Genomic DNA, 15,975 nt, shown 5'->3' with positions numbered 1-15,975 from the left:
ATGCGGTTATTGCTTCCAGTGCGCGTCGAGGCGCGCGATCATGCCGTCGCGTTCCTCGGCGCTGACGAACGACGCTTCCAGGCTGTTGCGCAAAAGCGTGTAGACCTCTTTATCCGAGAGCTTGAGCGCATCCACGACGGCGAAGTAGTTCGCGTTGACGTAGCCGCCGAAGTAGGCGGGATCGTCGGAATTGATCATCACGCGGACGCCCTGATCGAGCAGGTCTTTCAGCGTGTGCTTCGTCATGTCGTCGAACACGCAGAGCTTGAGGTTCGACAGCGGGCAAACGGTGAGCGCGATGCGTTCGTCGGCGAGGCGTGCGACGAGCTGCGCATCCTCGATGCTGCGCACGCCGTGATCGACGCGATCGACCTTCAGCAGATCCAGCGCTTCGTAGACATACGAAGGCGGGCCTTCCTCGCCCGCATGCGCGACGAGCTTCAGGCCGCGTTCGCGCGCCTTCGCGAACACGCGCTCGAACTTCGACGGCGGATGCCCGCGCTCCGACGAATCCAGCCCGACGCCGATCAGCCGGTGCGCGTATTTGTCGAAAAGTGGCAGCGCTTCGTCGAACGTGGCGAGCGCGTCTTCTTCGGAAAGGTGGCGCAAAAAGCACAGGATCAGGCGCGAACTCAGGCCGCGCGTTTCGGCTTCGGCGAGCGCGCCTTCGATGCCCGCGACGGCCGTTGCGATGGACACGCCGCGCTCGGTGTGCGTCTGCGGATCGAAGAAGATTTCCGTGTGCGCGACGTGGTCTTCGAGCGCGCGCTCGACGTAGGCCATCGTCATGTCGAAGAAGTCCTGCTCGGTGAGCAGCACGCTTGCGCCCGCGTAGTAGATATCGAGGAACGATTGCAGGTCGGTGAATGCGTAGGCGGCGCGCAGGGCTTCGATGGAGTCGTACGCGAGCTTCACGTTGTTGCGCTTCGCCAGTTCGAAGATCAACTCGGGCTCGAGCGATCCCTCGATATGGATATGCAGTTCCGCCTTCGGCGCGTGCGCGATCTTGTCGGCGAGTGTGGGATTCATGGGGGCTTTGTGGTTGGGGCAGTTAAACGGTTTGTTGCGACGACGCATGCGCCATATTGGCTTCGACCGCCTGCAGCAGCTGGGCTGCCGCTGCGACGGCGATCACTTCGGGCGCTTTATCGACGATGCCGTCGATGCCGATCGGACACACCATCCGTCCGATGCGCGCGGGGTCGATGCCGCGCGCCGCCAGCCGGTGCTCGAACTGCCTGCGTTTCGTATGCGAGCCGATCATGCCGAAGAACGCGAAGTCGCCGCGCGCGAGGATACGCTCGGCGAGCACGAGATCGACCGCATGGTTGTGCGTCATCACGATGAAGTACGTGCCGGGCGGCGCGTTATCGACGGCTTCGTCGGGCGCGTCGTTCGGCTCGATCGTCACGTTCGCGGGAACGAAGGGCGCAGCCGGAAAAGCGGCGTCGCGTTCATCGACCCAGACGACGTGGCACGGCAGCGTCGCGAGCACGCGCACGAGCGCCGCGCCCACGTGACCCGCACCGAACAGCACCACCTTGAAGTCGCGCGGCGCGATGGTTTCGGTGAGCAATGCACCGCTTTCATCGAAACCCGCGCCGTCCCACAACAGGCAGTCGGTGTCTTCCGCGCCCGGCTCGGGATCGGACAGCATCACCGCGTCGGGCATCGGCGCGAACGAAACGCTGCGCACGGTCGACAGACCTTGCGCCGTGCGTTTCGCAAGCGACGTCACCCAGTTCAGGTCAGATACGTCGAGCCGCTCGAACGCGAGCACGACCGCGCCGCCGCAGCACTGGCCGAGGCTCGGGCCGAGCGCGAAACGCTCGAGCCGGCGCATGCGCTGCATGTGCATGCCGTCCTTCAGCACTTGCCGCGCGGTTTCGATCGCCTTCCATTCGAGATGGCCGCCGCCGATGGTGTAGCGGGCGTCCTCGCGCGTGACGATCATCTTCGTGCCCGGCTCGCGCGGCGCGGAGCCTTCGACACGCGCGACCGTCACGAGCACGGCGGCGTCGCCGTGCGCGAGCAGGTGTTGCAGGTCGGTCAGCCAAACTTGCATCGGTGGAGCTCCGGGAAAGGATCGTGTTTGCGTCGTCGCAGGCGCTAGTTTACCGGGCGCTCGCCTGCGCCTCGAAGCCGGGCGCATCGAGCGCGTCCAGAATCGCTTCCGGCGTCGCGGGCGCGCGCAGCTTCGGCGCGTCTGGCGCGTTAGGCGCCGTGGCAGCAATCGCGGCGCGGATCGCGAGCAGCACCGAGAACGCGAGCAGCAGCGGCGGCTCGCCGACCGCCTTCGAGCGGAAGATCGTCGGTTCGGCGTTGTCGTTGCGGTACAGCGCGACGTTGAACGCGGCGGGGGTATCGTTGACGGCGGGTATCTTGTACGTGGACGGCGCGTGCGTCATCAGCCGGCCATCGCGGTTCCACCACAGTTCCTCGGTCGTGAGCCAGCCCATGCCCTGAATGAAGCCGCCTTCCACTTGCCCGATGTCGATGGCCGGATTGATCGAGCGGCCCGCGTCGTGCAGCAGGTCGGCGCGCAGGAGCTTCCATTCGCCGGTGAGCGTATCGACGACGACTTCCGACACAGCCGCGCCATACGCGAAGTAATAGAACGGATGGCCGGTGAGCGTCTTCGCGTCCCAGTGAACCTTCGGCGTCGCGTAGAAGCCGTCCGACCACAATTGCACGCGGGCGAGATAAGCGGCCGCGACGAGTTGATCGAACGGCATCTGTCCGCCGTTCGATTCGACCACGCCGCCGCCGAAGCGCACGTCCGCCGCCGCGCCGCCGAGATGCTTCGCGGCGAGCTCGGCGAGCCGTGAGCGGATCGCGAGCGCGGCGTCTTCGGCGGCCTTGCCGTTGAGATCGCTGCCGGTCGATGCCGCCGTCGCGGAGGTATTGGCGACCTTCGACGTATCGGTGGCCGTCACGCGCACCCGCGCAATCCCGATGCCGAACACGCTCGCGACGACCTGCGCCACTTTCGTGTTCAAGCCCTGACCCATTTCCGTGCCGCCGTGATTCACGAGCACGGAGCCGTCCTTGTAGACGTGCACGAGCGCGCCCGCCTGGTTCAGGAACGGCACGTTGAACGAGATGCCGAACTTCACCGGCGTGAGCGCGATGCCGCGCTTGAGCACGGCGCTCGTCGCATTGAACGCGGCGATCGCGGCGCGACGCGCGGCGTAATCGCTCGATGCGATCAGCGCATCGGTCAGCGGGGCGAGCACGTTATCGGCGACGGGCTGGCCGTACGGCGTGACGTCGCGCTCGCCGATGCCGTAGAAATTCGCGCGCCGCACGTCGAGCGGATCGCGCTTCAGGCGATGCGCGATTTCGTCGAGCATCACTTCCATCACGAGCGCGCCTTGCGGACCGCCGAAGCCGCGAAACGCCGTGTTCGACTGCGTGTTCGTCTTGCAGCAGTAGGCGCGGATATCGACATCGCTCAGGTAGTACGCGTTGTCGAAGTGACAGACCGCCCGCGTCGCGACCGCGCCCGACAGGTCTGCCGAGTAGCCCGCCCGCAGCGCGATTTCGACGCGCGCGCCGGTGATGCGCCCGTCGTCGTCGAAGCCCGCTTCGTATTCGTAGACCGCGTCGTGGCGCTTGCCGGTAATCATGAAGTCGTCGTCGCGATCGGCGCGCAGCTTGACGGGGCGCTTCAGCAGATGCGCCGCCAGCGACGCCACGCACGCGAACACCGCCGATTGCGACTCCTTGCCGCCGAAGCCGCCGCCCATGCGCCGGCACTCGCACACGACCGCGTGCGACGGCCAGTCGAGCATGTGCGCGACGACTTGCTGCATCTCGCTCGGATGCTGCGTCGAACTGTAGACGAGCATGCCGTGCGATTCCTTCGGCACCGCGTAGGCGACTTGTCCTTCGAGATAAAACTGTTCCTGTCCGCCGACTTCGAACTCCCCGGCGATGCGATGCTTCGCCGCCGCGATGCGGGCTTCGGGATCGCCGCGCTTCAGATGCAGCGGCGGCAGCACGAACTGCTTGCGCGCCTTGGCTTCGCGCGGCGTCAGCACGGGCTCCAGCGGCTCGTAACGCACGACGTCCTCGCTGCGGGCGAGCGCGGCGGCGCGGCGCGCCAGATCGTGCGTCTCGGCGATCACCGCGAACACCGGCTGGCCGAGGTACTGCACTTCGCCGGCGGCGAAGATCGGATCGTCGTGGAGCACCGGGCCGCAGTTGTTCTCGCCGGGGATGTCGGCGGCGGTCAGAACCGCGATCACGCCCGGCGCGGCGCGCACGGCGTCGAGATCGACCGAAACGATGCGCGCATGCGCGTGCCGCGACAGCCCGAGCGCCGCGTGCAGCGTGCCGCGCAACTCGGGGATGTCGTCGGTATAGACGGCTTCGCCGCTCACGTGCAGCGCCGCCGATTCGTGCGGCAACGCCGCGCCAGCGGCCTGTTGCGCGGCGGCGTCCAGTCCGACGGGCTCGCTCACCTTGTTCATGGCTGCTCCTCGGCGGCCGATGCGTGCGCGCCGTAAGCGAACGCGTTGATTTCAGCGAGCGCCAGCGGCGCGTCGGCACGCGTCTCCAGATAGAAGCGCAACAGCACGTTGCGCGCCACTTTTGCGCGATACGCGCTCGATGCGCGCATGTCGGTGAGCGGCTGAAAATCGCTGTCGAGCGCGTTCATCGCGGCGCGCACGCTGGCTTCGGTCCAGTCCTGGCCGATCAGCGCGGCTTCCGTGCTCGCCGCCCGCTTCGGGGTCGCCGCCATGCCGCCGAACGCGATGCGCGCGTCCGTCACGCGCGCTGCGTTATCGAGCCGGATCGCGAAAGCCGCGCAGACGGCCGAGATGTCCTGGTCGTAGCGCTTCGATACCTTGTAGGTGCGGAATCGCAAGTTGGCGGCCGGGCGCGGCACGCGGATCGCCGCGACGAACTCGCCCGCCGCAAGCGCGGTCTTCTGATAGGCGAGGTAGAACGCATCGAGCGGCAGCGTGCGCGTCGCGTCGCCGTGTTGAAGGACGACTTCGGCGTTCAGCGCAATGAGCGCAGGCATCGAATCGCCGATCGGTGAGCCGTTGGCGACGTTTCCGCCGAGCGTGCCGGCGTTGCGGATCGGCCGCGATGCGAAGCGCGTCCACAATTCGGCAAGCTCGGGGTAATCGACGGCAAGCGCCGCATACGCATCTTCGAGCGATGCCGCCGCGCCGATCGTCAGATGCTGCGCGTCGCGCTCGATGCGCTTCAGTTCGTCGACGTTGCCAATGAACAGGATGTCGCCCAGATCGCGGAACTGCTTCGTGACCCACAGCCCAATGTCCGTGCTGCCCGCGAGCAGCCGCGCGTTCGGATTCTCCGCCCGCAAGCGCGCGAAGTCGGCGCGCGTGACGGGCGCTCGATACGTACTGGAGCCTGACCGGTATTCGAAGGTTTGCGTGCGGCGCAAGCCGGCCAGCGCCGTTCTGACCGCCGCGCGATCGAACGGCGGACGCGGAGGATCGAACATGCGCTCGGCGGCATCCACGATTGGCCGATAGCCGGTGCAGCGGCACAGATTCCCCGAAATGGCGGTGGCGATTTCATCGCGCGAAGGCGGGCCGGCATCGGCGGGATGAGCGTGATACAGCGCCCACAGCGACATCACGAAGCCCGGCGTGCAGAAGCCGCACTGCGAGCCGTGGCAATCGACGAGCGCCTGCTGCACCGGATGCAGCGCGCCATCCGCGCCGCGCAGGTCCTCGACGGTGAACAGCGCGCGGGAATCGAGCGTCGGCAGGAACTGGATGCACGCGTTGACGGCCTTGAGCGCGAGTTCGCCGGTCTCGCCCAGCTCGCCGACGACGACCGTGCACGCGCCGCAATCGCCTTCCGCGCAGCCTTCCTTGGTGCCGGTGCATAGCTCGGTTTCGCGCAGATGCTGAAGCACCGTGCGGGTGGGCGGCGCGTCGGCGATTTCGCGGACGGCGCCGCGCCAGAAGAAGCGGATGGTTTGCGTTGTCATGGGCGAGCAGGGACATTGCGGACCGGGCGCGCGTTACGCGGTTTCCGTTGCCGGTCATGCACCGGCCAAACGGACTGCGCGCACGTAGATCGCCATCCAGCCTCGACCATAGCACCGCAATATCCCAAAAATATTATTGAGACGGTATCTAGGTTATGCGGAAGCGCTGATGCGGGGAAGCGAAAAGCGGGGGAAGCGGTGTGCGCGGGCGCCGGATGGCCCGCGCAGCGAGCGGCCGAATCAGCGCGTGGCGGCGCGCAGCTTGCGTTTGGAAAGCAGGCTCGCGGCCACGAGCACGAAGATGACGGCGAACGCGACGAGCGACCATTGCGGCAGCGTCAGTCCGAGGATGGGCGGATACGGCGTTTCGCACAGCCCGGCGACCTTGAACACTTGCGGCAGCCAGCGCGCGGGCGGCAGGCCGTCGACGACGGGCTGCAGTGCATCGTAGCCGCAACTGAAGCCCGGATGGGCCTGTACGTAGACGTGCCGCACCGCCGTGGCGATGCCGCCGAGCGCCGACAGCGCGACCAGCGTTTCGAGCACCGCGATGCCGCGCCAGCCGTTCAGACCCGCGCCGAGAAACGCGAACACCGCGACGAGCACGAAGAAGTACCGCTGGATGATGCACAGCGGGCAGGGGTCTTCGCCGTGGAAGAACTGCAGATAGAGCGCACCGCCGACGAGCCCGAGGCACACGAAGCCGAGCAGCGTGAGAAGCCGGCGCTCGCGTCGCAGGACGCGGTCATCCTCGTGCATCGTGAAGTGATGTAGATGGTTGTTCATTATTACGCAACGATTCGAGAAAAAAGTGCCCTAAGCCTCGGGGATTCGCGCAGGAATTCTAGCGCGATCGCCCGAGGGCGCGGGTGAGACGGGACGGCGCGTTCAGCGCGTCGTTTCCAGCACGGCTTCGACGGCGCGGCCGATCGAGAGCAACGTGTCGTCGTTGTTGGGCGCGCCGGCGAGCATCAGACCGACCGGCGCGCCGCCACGCGGATGGCACGGCAGCGACAGCGCGCATGCATCGAGAAAATTGAAGGCGGTCGGGTTACGCAGGATCAGCGCGTTGGTCCGGTTGAAAAGCTCGTCGTCGCCTTCCAGCTCCGCGATGCGCGGCGGCAGCACCGGCACGGTCGGGCAGACGATGGCGTCGAAGCGCTGCCAGAGCGTCGTGCGCGCGGCTTCGATCATCGCGGCGCGCGCTTCGCAGAGTTCGATGTAATCGGCGGCGCTCGCCGTTTCCGCGCGCATCAGACGGGCGAGCACGCGCGGGTCGTATTCGGCGGCGTGCTCGGCAATCAGCTTGCGATGCCACGCATACGCTTCGATCGACACGAGGCCAAAGCGGTTCAATTCCGGCAGGCGGTCGAGCGGGGCGAAGCGGACGTCTTCGACGAGCGCGCCCGCGGCCGCCAGATGATTGATGGCCGCCTGCACCGCCTGCGCGACCGGCGCTTCGACGCCGTCCGTCACGTAATGAGTCAACACGCCGAGGCGCACGCCGTCGAGCGGGCGCGTGGCGGGGACATCCGGCTCGCGGCCCGCGAGAATGCGATCGACGAGCGCGCAGCACGCGACCGACACGCCGATCGGCCCGAACGAATCCAGCGTCTTCGAAAGAGGAATGCCGCCTTGTTTCGGAATGCGGCTCGCGGTCGGCTTGAAGCCGGTCAGCCCGCAGAGCGCCGCCGGAATGCGGATGGAGCCGCCGGTATCGGTGCCAAGCGCGACGGCCGCCATGCCATCGGCCACCGATGCCGCCGCGCCGGACGACGATCCGCCCGCGATCCGCGCATCGCCCGGCACGTCGGCGCGATACGGCGAGCGCGGCGTGCCGTAGTGCGGATTCAGGCCGAGCCCCGAGAACGCGAATTCGCTCATGTTGGTGCGCCCGACGATCACCGCGCCGGCCCGCCGCAGCCGCGCGACGGCGACGGCATCGGCTTTCGCGGGCGCGGCGTTGGCCAGCACGGTCGATCCGGCGCGCGTCACCTGGCCTTCGATATCGAACAGGTCCTTCACCGACACCGGGATGCCCGCGAGCGGCGACAGCACGGTCCCGGCGCGGCGCAGCGCATCATGGGCATCGGCGGCGGCGCGGGCATGGTCGGCATCGACGTGCGTGAATACGGTCGAACCCTGGCCGTTCGGATCGGCGATACGTTCGAGCGCCGTTTCGATCAGCGCGCGGCTGGTCGTGCGGCCGCATTTCAGGTCGGCGGCGAGGAGGGCAAGCGGGGCGAACTGCGGCGAAGTGGTTGGCATGGCGTCGGGCAGTAGCTTGCCGGCGGCAGGCTTCGCTTCACGCATGCCGGTCGGCGTCCGATGCGGCGCTTCGAGCGGACGCATCGGCGGTGTAAGGGCGGGCGCGGTCGTCAGCCAGGGCTGGGGCCGGGCGCCGAAGGTGGCTGTCATTCTAAGCCAGCGCAGTAATAAATACGCGTGCAACGGCGTAATCGTGCGAAGGCCGTCACGTATTTCTGGCTTCAGATGGTGCGCGAGAAGCGCTTGAGCGTCGCGACGCCCGCTTGTCCCAGATAGCGGTCGAACACCGATGCGACGTTGCGCACGAGCATCCGTCCGGCGGGAAGCACGCGAATGGCGTTGCCGGTGATGTCGATAAGGCCGTCATCGGCCATCGGCGCGAGGCGCGCGAGTTCATCAGCGAAAGTGTCAGCGAACGCGATGCCGTGCGCCGCTTCCATGTCCGCGAAACGCAGCGTGCCGCCGCACATCAGCCGCATGATGACGTCGCGGCGCAGGAGGTCGTCGGCGGAAAGCCGCACGCCGCGCCTGATCGCGAACTGGCCGGCGTCGATGGCGGCGGCGTAGCCGGGCAGATCGCGGGCGTTCTGCGCATACACATTGCCGACCTTGCCGATCGACGACGCGCCGATGCCGATCAGATCGCAGTCGGCGTGCGTGCTGTAACCCTGAAAATTGCGCTGGAGCGTGCCGGCTTGGTACGCGCGCGCGAGTTCGTCGCCGGGCAGCGCGAAGTGATCCATGCCGATGTACACGTAGCCCGCGTCGCTCATGCGCTCGATCACGCGCCTGAGGATCGCGAGCCGCACGTTGGGCGACGGCAGGGCGCTTTCGTCGATCTGACGCTGCATCTTGAAGAGCGACGGCATGTGCGCGTAGCCGAACACCGACACGCGGTCCGGCGCGAGCGCGATGATCGCATCGAGCGTGCGCGTGAAGCTCTCGACGCTCTGATGCGGCAAGCCGTAGATCAGATCGACGCTCACCGAGCGGAAGCCGTTGTCACGCGCCGCGCGCATCACGTCCTCGGTCATCGCCCGCGGCTGGATGCGGTTGACGGCCTGCTGCACGCGCTCGTCGAAGTCCTGCACGCCGAGGCTCAGCCGGTTGAAACCGAGTTGCCGCAATAGCGCGATGGTCTGCGGCGATGCCTCGCGCGGATCGACTTCGATTGAATATTCGGCGCGCTCGTCCGCGACGAGATTGAAATGCGCGGCTGTCTCGGCCATCAGTTCGGCCATTTCGTCGTGAGACAGGAACGTGGGCGTGCCGCCACCCCAGTGAAGCTGCGTGACGGGACGGGCGGCGTCGAAGCAGGCGGCCTGCATCGCCAACTCGCGCTTCATGCGATCCAGATACGGCCGGCCGTGCGCGCGATTCTTCGTCGCAACCTTGTTGCATCCGCAATAGAAGCAGACGGTGTCGCAGAACGGAATGTGGAAGTACAGCGACAAATCCGCCGATGCGCCGCCGGTTGCGGCTGCTTCGAAGTAGTGCGCGGGATCGAACGAACCCGTGAACTGGACGGCTGTGGGGTAGGACGTGTAGCGCGGGCCGTGTGCGTCGTAGCGGGCGAGCAGGTCCGGGCGGAAGAGAGTGTCGACGGGTGTCATGGCGAGCCTATGCGTTGCGCCGAGTTTAGCGAGCGCAGGCAAACCGGCGTTGCGTGATAACGTCGCAGCCCGCGCGGGCGTGGGACAATGACGGCTTCGCCGGCTGTCCTTTTTCTATCGCCATGCCCTTGCAGTCTTCCTCAGCCCACGCCTGCCGCGAAGGATGCGGCGCGTGCTGCATCGCGCCTTCCATCACGAGCGCGATTCCCGGCATGCCCGCCGGCAAGCGCGCGGGCGAGCCGTGCGTTCAGCTCGACGGCGACCTGCGCTGCAAGATCTTCGGCGATGCGCGCCGGCCAGGCTGCTGCGGCGGGCTGCAACCTTCCGCGGAAATGTGCGGCGACACGCGCGAGTACGCCATCGCATGGCTCGCGCGGCTCGAGGTCGAGACGCAACCGCAATGAACTTTGCCTGTCCAAGCACCGTTCCAACATCGAATCGAGGAAACCCCGCATGACATACCCCGTCGCGCCGCGTCGGCGCCGGATCGTGCTGGCCGGGCTCGCCGCCTTGCCGGTGTGCGCGTTAGCATCGGCGGCGCGGGCCGCGTCCATCTTTCCGTTTATTCCGGATCACTACACGTTTCCACAAAAGCAGGTGCAGGAAGCCGTCGGGCGCAAGTTTCCGCTGCAGCGCACGGCGCGGCAGATCTTCGATGTCGTACTAAGCAATCCGGTCGTCGGCATGGCGGCGGATCGCAATCGCGTGACGGTGCATGTCGATGCGCGGCTCTCCACGCCCTTCATGCCGAATCCCGTAAACGGCGCGTTCACGCTGTCGACGCAACTCGCCTACGATGCCCCGAGCCGCTCGGTCATTCTCATGTCGCCGACAGTTGACGACTCGCAGCTGACTGGCGACGCTGCGCAGTACAACCAACAGATTGCGGCCGCCGGCGCGCTGCTCGCCGCGCAGTTGCTCGACCGCTATCCGATCTACACGTTCAAGCCCGAAGAATTGCAGTTTGCCGGTGTTTCTTACGAACCCGGTACAATCACAGTCCTTTCAAACGGCATACGCGTTCAGATCGTCGAGAAGTGAGTCGAAATCTTCGCGCGCTTTGCTCCACGCCAACAGCGAAAACAGCTAACAAGGGCTGACGGATGGACTGGATTCTCATGTTGAAGGCGCTCGTTCTGGGCGTTGTAGAAGGCTTGACCGAATTCCTGCCGGTTTCGAGCACCGGGCACCTGATCGTTGCGGGAAGTCTGCTGAATTTCACCGACGCCCAGGCGAAGACGTTCGATGTCGTCATCCAGTTCGGCGCGATTCTCGCGATCTGCTGGGAATACCGCGCGAAGATCGGCTCGATCGTGAGCGGTTTGCCGACGCGGCCCGACGCGCGGCGCTTCGCGGTGAACGTGATCATCGCGACCATTCCCGCCATCGTGCTCGGGCTGCTTCTCGAGAAGAAGATCAAGGCGGTGTTGTTCTCGCCGGTGCCGGTGTCGGTGGCGCTGATCATCGGCGGTATCGTCATTCTGTGGGCGGAAGCGCGCCAGCGAGACCGCGCGGTGCCGCCGCGCGTGCATTCCGTCGACGACCTCACTTACGCCGACGCCTTCAAGGTCGGCCTGGCGCAATGCTTCGCGCTGATTCCGGGCACGTCGCGTTCCGGTGCGACGATCATCGGCGGGATGCTGTTCGGTCTCGACCGGCGCGCGGCGACGGAGTTTTCGTTCTTCCTCGCCATTCCGATCATCTTCGGCGCGACGCTCTATGAGATGGCGAAGTACTGGCGCACGCTGACCGTCGACGATCTCGGGCTGTTCGCAATCGGCCTCGTGTCGGCGTTCGTGAGCGCGTTCATCTGCGTGCGGTGGCTGCTGCGCTACGTCGCGTCGCACGATTTCACGGCGTTCGCGTGGTATCGGATCGGCTTCGGGCTGCTGATTCTGATCGTCGGATATAGCGGCGGGCTGAGCTGGGCGGACTGATTCGCCGCCAGGTTCGCGCATGTGAAAACGCCACGGCTTGCCGTGGCGTTTTCGTTGATGCAAGCGTTACTTGCGCCGGAACAGCAGGTCCCAGACGCCATGTCCGAGACGCAATCCGCGCTGCTCGAACTTCGTCACCGGGCGATAGTCGGGCCGCGGCGCATAACCGTCGGCGGTATTTTCGAGCGCCGGCTCGGCCGACAGCACTTCCAGCATCTGCTCGGCGTAGTTTTGCCAGTCCGTCGCGAGATGCAGATACCCGCCCGGCTTTATCCGCGAGACGAGCTGCGATACGAATTTCGGCTGAATCAGGCGGCGCTTGTGATGACGCGCCTTGTGCCACGGATCGGGAAAATAGATGTGCACGCCGTCGAGGCTCTCGGGCGCGATCATGTGTTCCAGCACCTCGACGGCATCGTGCTGAAGGATGCGGATGTTGCCGAGTTGCTGCTCGCCGATCAGCTTCAGCAGCGCGCCGACGCCCGGCTCATGCACTTCGACGCCGATGAAGTCGTCGCCCGGACGCGCGGCGGCGATTTCCGCCGTCGTCGCGCCCATCCCGAAGCCGATTTCCAGCACGCGCGGCGCGTGGCGGCCGAAGACGGCGTCCCAATCGGCGAGTTCGGGCGTGTACGGCACGACGAAGCGCGGACTGAGCTCGTCGATCGCCCGTTGCTGACCCGGCGACACGCGGCCCGCACGCGTGACGAAGCTGCGAATGCGGCGATGATGCAGCGTCGATTCAACGCTCTCTGCGGGTTGACCGGCGGCGTTGTCGTCGTCCTGGGAATCGTGATTCATGGCGAGATTGAATGCGGATGCGGGAATGCTGCGCGGGAAACTAAAAAGCCGCCTCGATGACGAAAGGCGGCTTTCACTGTGATGCTGGAGCGGGCGATGGGAATCGAACCCACGTCAGTAGCTTGGGAAGCTACGGTAATAGCCATTATACGACGCCCGCGTGAGTCGGCTATTGTAAGCGCAAGCACCGCCGCCGCGCAATTGCAGCGGCGCGGCGGACTCAGATGCCGAAGAGCGTCATCGAGACGGCGAGGCGCGTCACCACCATCAGCAACACCTGCACGATCACGAACAGCAGGATCGGCGACAGGTCAATGCCGCCGAGGCGCGGCAGGATGCGCCGCAGCGGATCCAGAAACGGCGCGGTGATCTGAAAGAGCAGGGGCATCGCCGGCGATTGCGGATTGAGCCACGAGAGCAGCGCCATCAGAATCGTCATCCAGATGATGAGGTTCAGCGCCCACTTGACGACGGTGAGCACCGCGACGAGCAAGAGCATGGGCGCCATGAGCGTCGGATCGACGCCCGCCAGCACGACCATCAGCGTCACATAGACCGCCGCTGCGATAAACGCCGCGACGATGCTCGCCCAGTCGATCTTCCCGCCCGGCAGAATCTTGCGCAGCGGCAGCACGATCCAGTTGGTCGCCTGCATCACGGCATTCGATACCGGGTTGTATGGCGGCATGCGCACGACTTGCATCCAGGCCCGCAGCAAAAGCGCCGCGCCGAAGAGGGTGAAAACGGTGTTGAGCAGAAAACGGGCGATATCGCCGAACATCTCGGGTCCTCTTGGAAACATGCGCGGCATACGCGCCGCGCCGGGGTCGGAAAAGCAAAAGAAAGCCAGAAAGAAGCGAAAGGGCGATGCCGCTAGCGGGGCGCGCGAAGCCGATGTGCTCGGGCGATGCGATGTGCGAGACCGTGCGAGTCGTGAAGGCTGACCTTGTTCATTGTTCGTTCTCTGAGCTGAATGTCATGCCGAAGTCCTCGCCGGCCGGCGGCTTGCGTTCCCCGCCCACCGTCAATGCCGGTGGGGCGCCGGACGTCACCTTAACATGGCTTGCGCGCCGCTTGGGGAGCGTTCGCGAACAGGCGGCAGCGATTGTGCCATGAGTCGGTGAAAGCTGACTGCAAGCACGCGCGTGGGGCGCTGGCATCATCGGAAAACCCTGATGTTGTCAAAGCGATACTGTCTCGAAAAGCGAAAAGTGCCACGATACGATGACAGCAAACGACACGAGACCCGCCCCGCAATTAGAAATCGATTTTAATGATCGGCATGGTTACTGCTGAAATGTGGTTCAGCACACGTCGATCGCGGGTTTTGGTTCCCTTGCGTACATTGATGGACGAACAGGACGCGAAATACTTAAGAGAAGACGGAATTCAACGGGAAACCATCGCAGGTCATAAATGGATGCGTTTCCTCAAGATTTTTATTCGCTACGTTCGGAGGTCGCATGAGCATTTTCGCTTATCGAAAGCATCTGCGGTTCTTGAGTCAGGCTCAACGCCGCCGCTGGTGGGATCAAAAGAAGCGCTTGACGCCGCGTGTCGTCATTGGCGGGGCTTACGTTCCGCCGAACGTATCGCGTGAATTCGCTTATGTGAAAGTCGGCTGAGACCGATAATCGAGTTAGCGTAAAACATTAAAAGCCCTGTCGAACCTCACGTTCGGCGGGGCTTTTCAATTACCGAACGCTGATTTGTAATGAGACGTTACCCGCTGCGGAAGCACACCGGATCGACAAAAGGGGCGAGCGCCCGGCCAGGGCGTGCGCATCGGCGAAGCGCGCTCGCATACCGGTTGGCGCTCAACCGGAGTGCGCGTAAGAACTTGCAATTTGCAACACATGGTTCAAGCACCGTCCCGGTTTTTTCGTAAAATTGATCCTGTGACGTCGCGCGCCGGATGGCCGGTGAAAGCGGCGAGGAGAAAGAAAGTGAAAAAGCTCAGTGGTCTTCTGGTCGTTGGTGCAATCGCGCTCGGCGCGGCAGGTGCGGCGCAAGCGGGCGGAGTATCGATTGGCGTCGGCATCGGGGTGCCGGCGTATCCGGTTTATCAGGCACCGCCTGCGCCGGTCTATGTCGCCCCGGCCGCGCCCGTTTATATGGCGCCCCCGCCGCCGGTCGTGTACGGGCCGCCGCCTGCCGTCGTCGTTGGCGGCTATCCGTATGGATACTACGGCCGCCCTTATGGCCGTCCCTATTGGCGTCAGCACGGCTATTACCGCCACGGCTATGGCGGCTATGGTGGTTATGGCGGCTATCACAGGTAATCGCCGCCGCGCGAACCGATAACGCAAGTCCGTCCGGAACTTGCGTTTTTTTATGGGCGGCGCGGCCAGCCTATTCCGGTTCGCACCGGAACTGCGGAGAATGGTGGATCCTTCACATCACGCTCCGTCCGATGCCCACTCTTTCTTCTCCGACTTTCGACGATGTCGCCGATGCCGCCCGCCGCATCGAGGGTTTCGCGCATCGCACGCCTGTCCTCACGTCCCGCACAGCGGACGAAATCGCGGGCGCGTCCTTGTTCTTCAAGTGCGAGAACTTCCAGCGCATGGGCGCGTTCAAGTTCCGCGGCGCATACAACTCCATCTCTCATTTCAACAACGCGCAGCGCGCGGCCGGCGTGATCACGTACTCGTCGGGCAATCATGCGCAGGCCATCGCGCTGTCGGCGAAGCTGGCGGGCATCCGGGCGACGATCGTCATGCCGGAAGACGCACCCGCCGCCAAGATGGAAGCAACGCGCGGCTACGGCGGCGAAGTCATCACGTACGACCGCTACACGCAGAATCGCGAGGAAATCGGCCGCGCGCTCGCCGAGGAGCGGGGCATGACGCTGATTCCGCCGTACGACCATCCGCACGTGATCGCTGGGCAGGGCACGGCCGCCAAGGAACTGATCGAGGAAACCGGGCCGCTCGATTACCTCTTCGTGTGTCTCGGCGGCGGCGGGCTGATCGCCGGTTGCGCGCTCGCGGCGGCGGCCTTGTCGCCGTCGTGCAAGGTGATCGGCGTGGAGCCCGAAGCGGGCAACGACGCACAGCAGTCGCTCGCGCGCGGCGAGATCGTGCATATCGACGTGCCGCGCACCATCGCCGATGGCGCGGCGTCGACGCATGTCGGCGAATACAACTTTCCGATCATCCAGAAGCATGTCGACCGCATCGTCACCGTGAGCGATGCGCAGCTCATCGACACACTGCGCTTCTTCGCGCAGCGCATGAAGATGGTCGTCGAGCCGACCGGCTGCCTTGCGGCGGCGGCGGTGCTGCAAAAGATCGTGCCGGTGGAGGGCAAGCGCGTCGGCGTGATCGTGAGCGGCGGCAACGTCGATCTGGCGCGGCTCGCGCAGTTCATCGCGTAA

Annotated in this window: 15 protein-coding genes and 1 tRNA gene; 6 read left to right on the top strand and 10 right to left on the bottom strand. The window is 65.4% G+C overall.

All coding sequences use genetic code 11. The features are described 5' to 3' along the window. Positions 1–6: 6 nt before the first annotated feature. The 7 genes from LDZ21_RS10105 to hemN form a co-directional block, all read right to left on the bottom strand. Complete coding sequence (locus tag LDZ21_RS10105) at positions 7–1,029, bottom strand: adenosine deaminase (RefSeq protein ID WP_244793160.1); 1,023 nt, start codon at positions 1,027–1,029, stop codon at positions 7–9. Between the two features lie 22 nt (positions 1,030–1,051). Further along, positions 1,052–2,065, bottom strand: coding sequence for a xanthine dehydrogenase accessory protein XdhC (gene xdhC / locus LDZ21_RS10100; protein WP_244793158.1), 1,014 nt, complete (start codon positions 2,063–2,065; stop codon positions 1,052–1,054). A gap of 49 nt (positions 2,066–2,114) precedes the next feature. Next, entirely contained in the window at positions 2,115–4,475 is a 2,361-nt protein-coding gene (xdhB, locus tag LDZ21_RS10095) for a xanthine dehydrogenase molybdopterin binding subunit (protein ID WP_244793156.1), read from the bottom strand. Next, positions 4,472–5,977: a xanthine dehydrogenase small subunit gene (xdhA, locus tag LDZ21_RS10090; protein ID WP_244793154.1), complete on the bottom strand. Its 1,506-nt coding sequence runs from the start codon at positions 5,975–5,977 to the stop codon at positions 4,472–4,474. The genes xdhB and xdhA overlap by 4 nt, the downstream gene beginning before the upstream one ends. Positions 5,978–6,217: 240 nt before the next feature. Further along, a complete protein-coding gene (locus tag LDZ21_RS10085; RefSeq protein ID WP_035961127.1) occupies positions 6,218–6,736 on the bottom strand; it encodes a disulfide bond formation protein B in 519 nt (172 codons plus the stop codon). A 129-nt stretch (positions 6,737–6,865) separates the two neighbouring features. After that, entirely contained in the window at positions 6,866–8,245 is a 1,380-nt protein-coding gene (locus LDZ21_RS10080) for an amidase (protein ID WP_244794811.1), read from the bottom strand. Between the two features lie 221 nt (positions 8,246–8,466). Further along, a complete protein-coding gene (gene hemN, locus LDZ21_RS10075) occupies positions 8,467–9,858 on the bottom strand; it encodes an oxygen-independent coproporphyrinogen III oxidase (protein WP_244793152.1) in 1,392 nt (463 codons plus the stop codon). A 122-nt stretch (positions 9,859–9,980) separates the two neighbouring features. On the opposite strand from hemN, the gene LDZ21_RS10070 reads away from it, so the two are divergent. From LDZ21_RS10070 to LDZ21_RS10060, 3 genes are all read left to right on the top strand, one after another. After that, positions 9,981–10,262, top strand: a complete 282-nt coding sequence (locus LDZ21_RS10070) for a YkgJ family cysteine cluster protein (RefSeq protein ID WP_244794810.1) — start codon at positions 9,981–9,983, stop codon at positions 10,260–10,262. Positions 10,263–10,311: 49 nt separating this feature from the next. Continuing rightward, positions 10,312–10,899 (top strand): DUF1439 domain-containing protein, encoded by a 588-nt coding sequence (locus LDZ21_RS10065; protein WP_244793150.1) that lies wholly within the window; start codon positions 10,312–10,314, stop codon positions 10,897–10,899. Between the two features lie 62 nt (positions 10,900–10,961). Then, positions 10,962–11,795, top strand: a complete 834-nt coding sequence (locus LDZ21_RS10060; protein ID WP_035960639.1) for an undecaprenyl-diphosphate phosphatase — start codon at positions 10,962–10,964, stop codon at positions 11,793–11,795. Between the two features lie 66 nt (positions 11,796–11,861). Here the strand turns inward: LDZ21_RS10060 and trmB are convergent, their stop codons facing one another. From trmB to LDZ21_RS10045, 3 genes are all read right to left on the bottom strand, one after another. After that, positions 11,862–12,596: a tRNA (guanosine(46)-N7)-methyltransferase TrmB gene (gene trmB / locus LDZ21_RS10055; RefSeq protein ID WP_244793148.1), complete on the bottom strand. Its 735-nt coding sequence runs from the start codon at positions 12,594–12,596 to the stop codon at positions 11,862–11,864. 85 nt (positions 12,597–12,681) lie between these two features. Continuing rightward, positions 12,682–12,756 (bottom strand) — tRNA-Gly (locus tag LDZ21_RS10050). Positions 12,757–12,816: 60 nt separating this feature from the next. Beyond that, complete coding sequence (locus LDZ21_RS10045; RefSeq protein ID WP_035960642.1) at positions 12,817–13,377, bottom strand: YggT family protein; 561 nt, start codon at positions 13,375–13,377, stop codon at positions 12,817–12,819. A 492-nt stretch (positions 13,378–13,869) separates the two neighbouring features. Between LDZ21_RS10045 and LDZ21_RS10040 the strand changes: the two genes are divergently transcribed. From LDZ21_RS10040 to LDZ21_RS10030, 3 genes are all read left to right on the top strand, one after another. Further along, entirely contained in the window at positions 13,870–14,196 is a 327-nt protein-coding gene (locus LDZ21_RS10040) for a hypothetical protein (protein WP_244794865.1), read from the top strand. A 346-nt stretch (positions 14,197–14,542) separates the two neighbouring features. Further along, on the top strand, positions 14,543–14,878 hold the full coding sequence (locus LDZ21_RS10035) for a hypothetical protein (RefSeq protein ID WP_244793146.1): 336 nt from the start codon (positions 14,543–14,545) through the stop codon (positions 14,876–14,878). 131 nt (positions 14,879–15,009) lie between these two features. Next, on the top strand, positions 15,010–15,975 hold the full coding sequence (locus tag LDZ21_RS10030; protein ID WP_244793144.1) for a threo-3-hydroxy-L-aspartate ammonia-lyase: 966 nt from the start codon (positions 15,010–15,012) through the stop codon (positions 15,973–15,975).

The sequence above is a fragment of the Caballeronia grimmiae genome, assembly GCF_022879615.1.
Taxonomy (GTDB): domain Bacteria; phylum Pseudomonadota; class Gammaproteobacteria; order Burkholderiales; family Burkholderiaceae; genus Caballeronia; species Caballeronia grimmiae.
The sequence above is the reverse complement of the archived record's forward strand: the minus strand, read 5'-3'. Positions and strand labels throughout refer to the sequence as shown.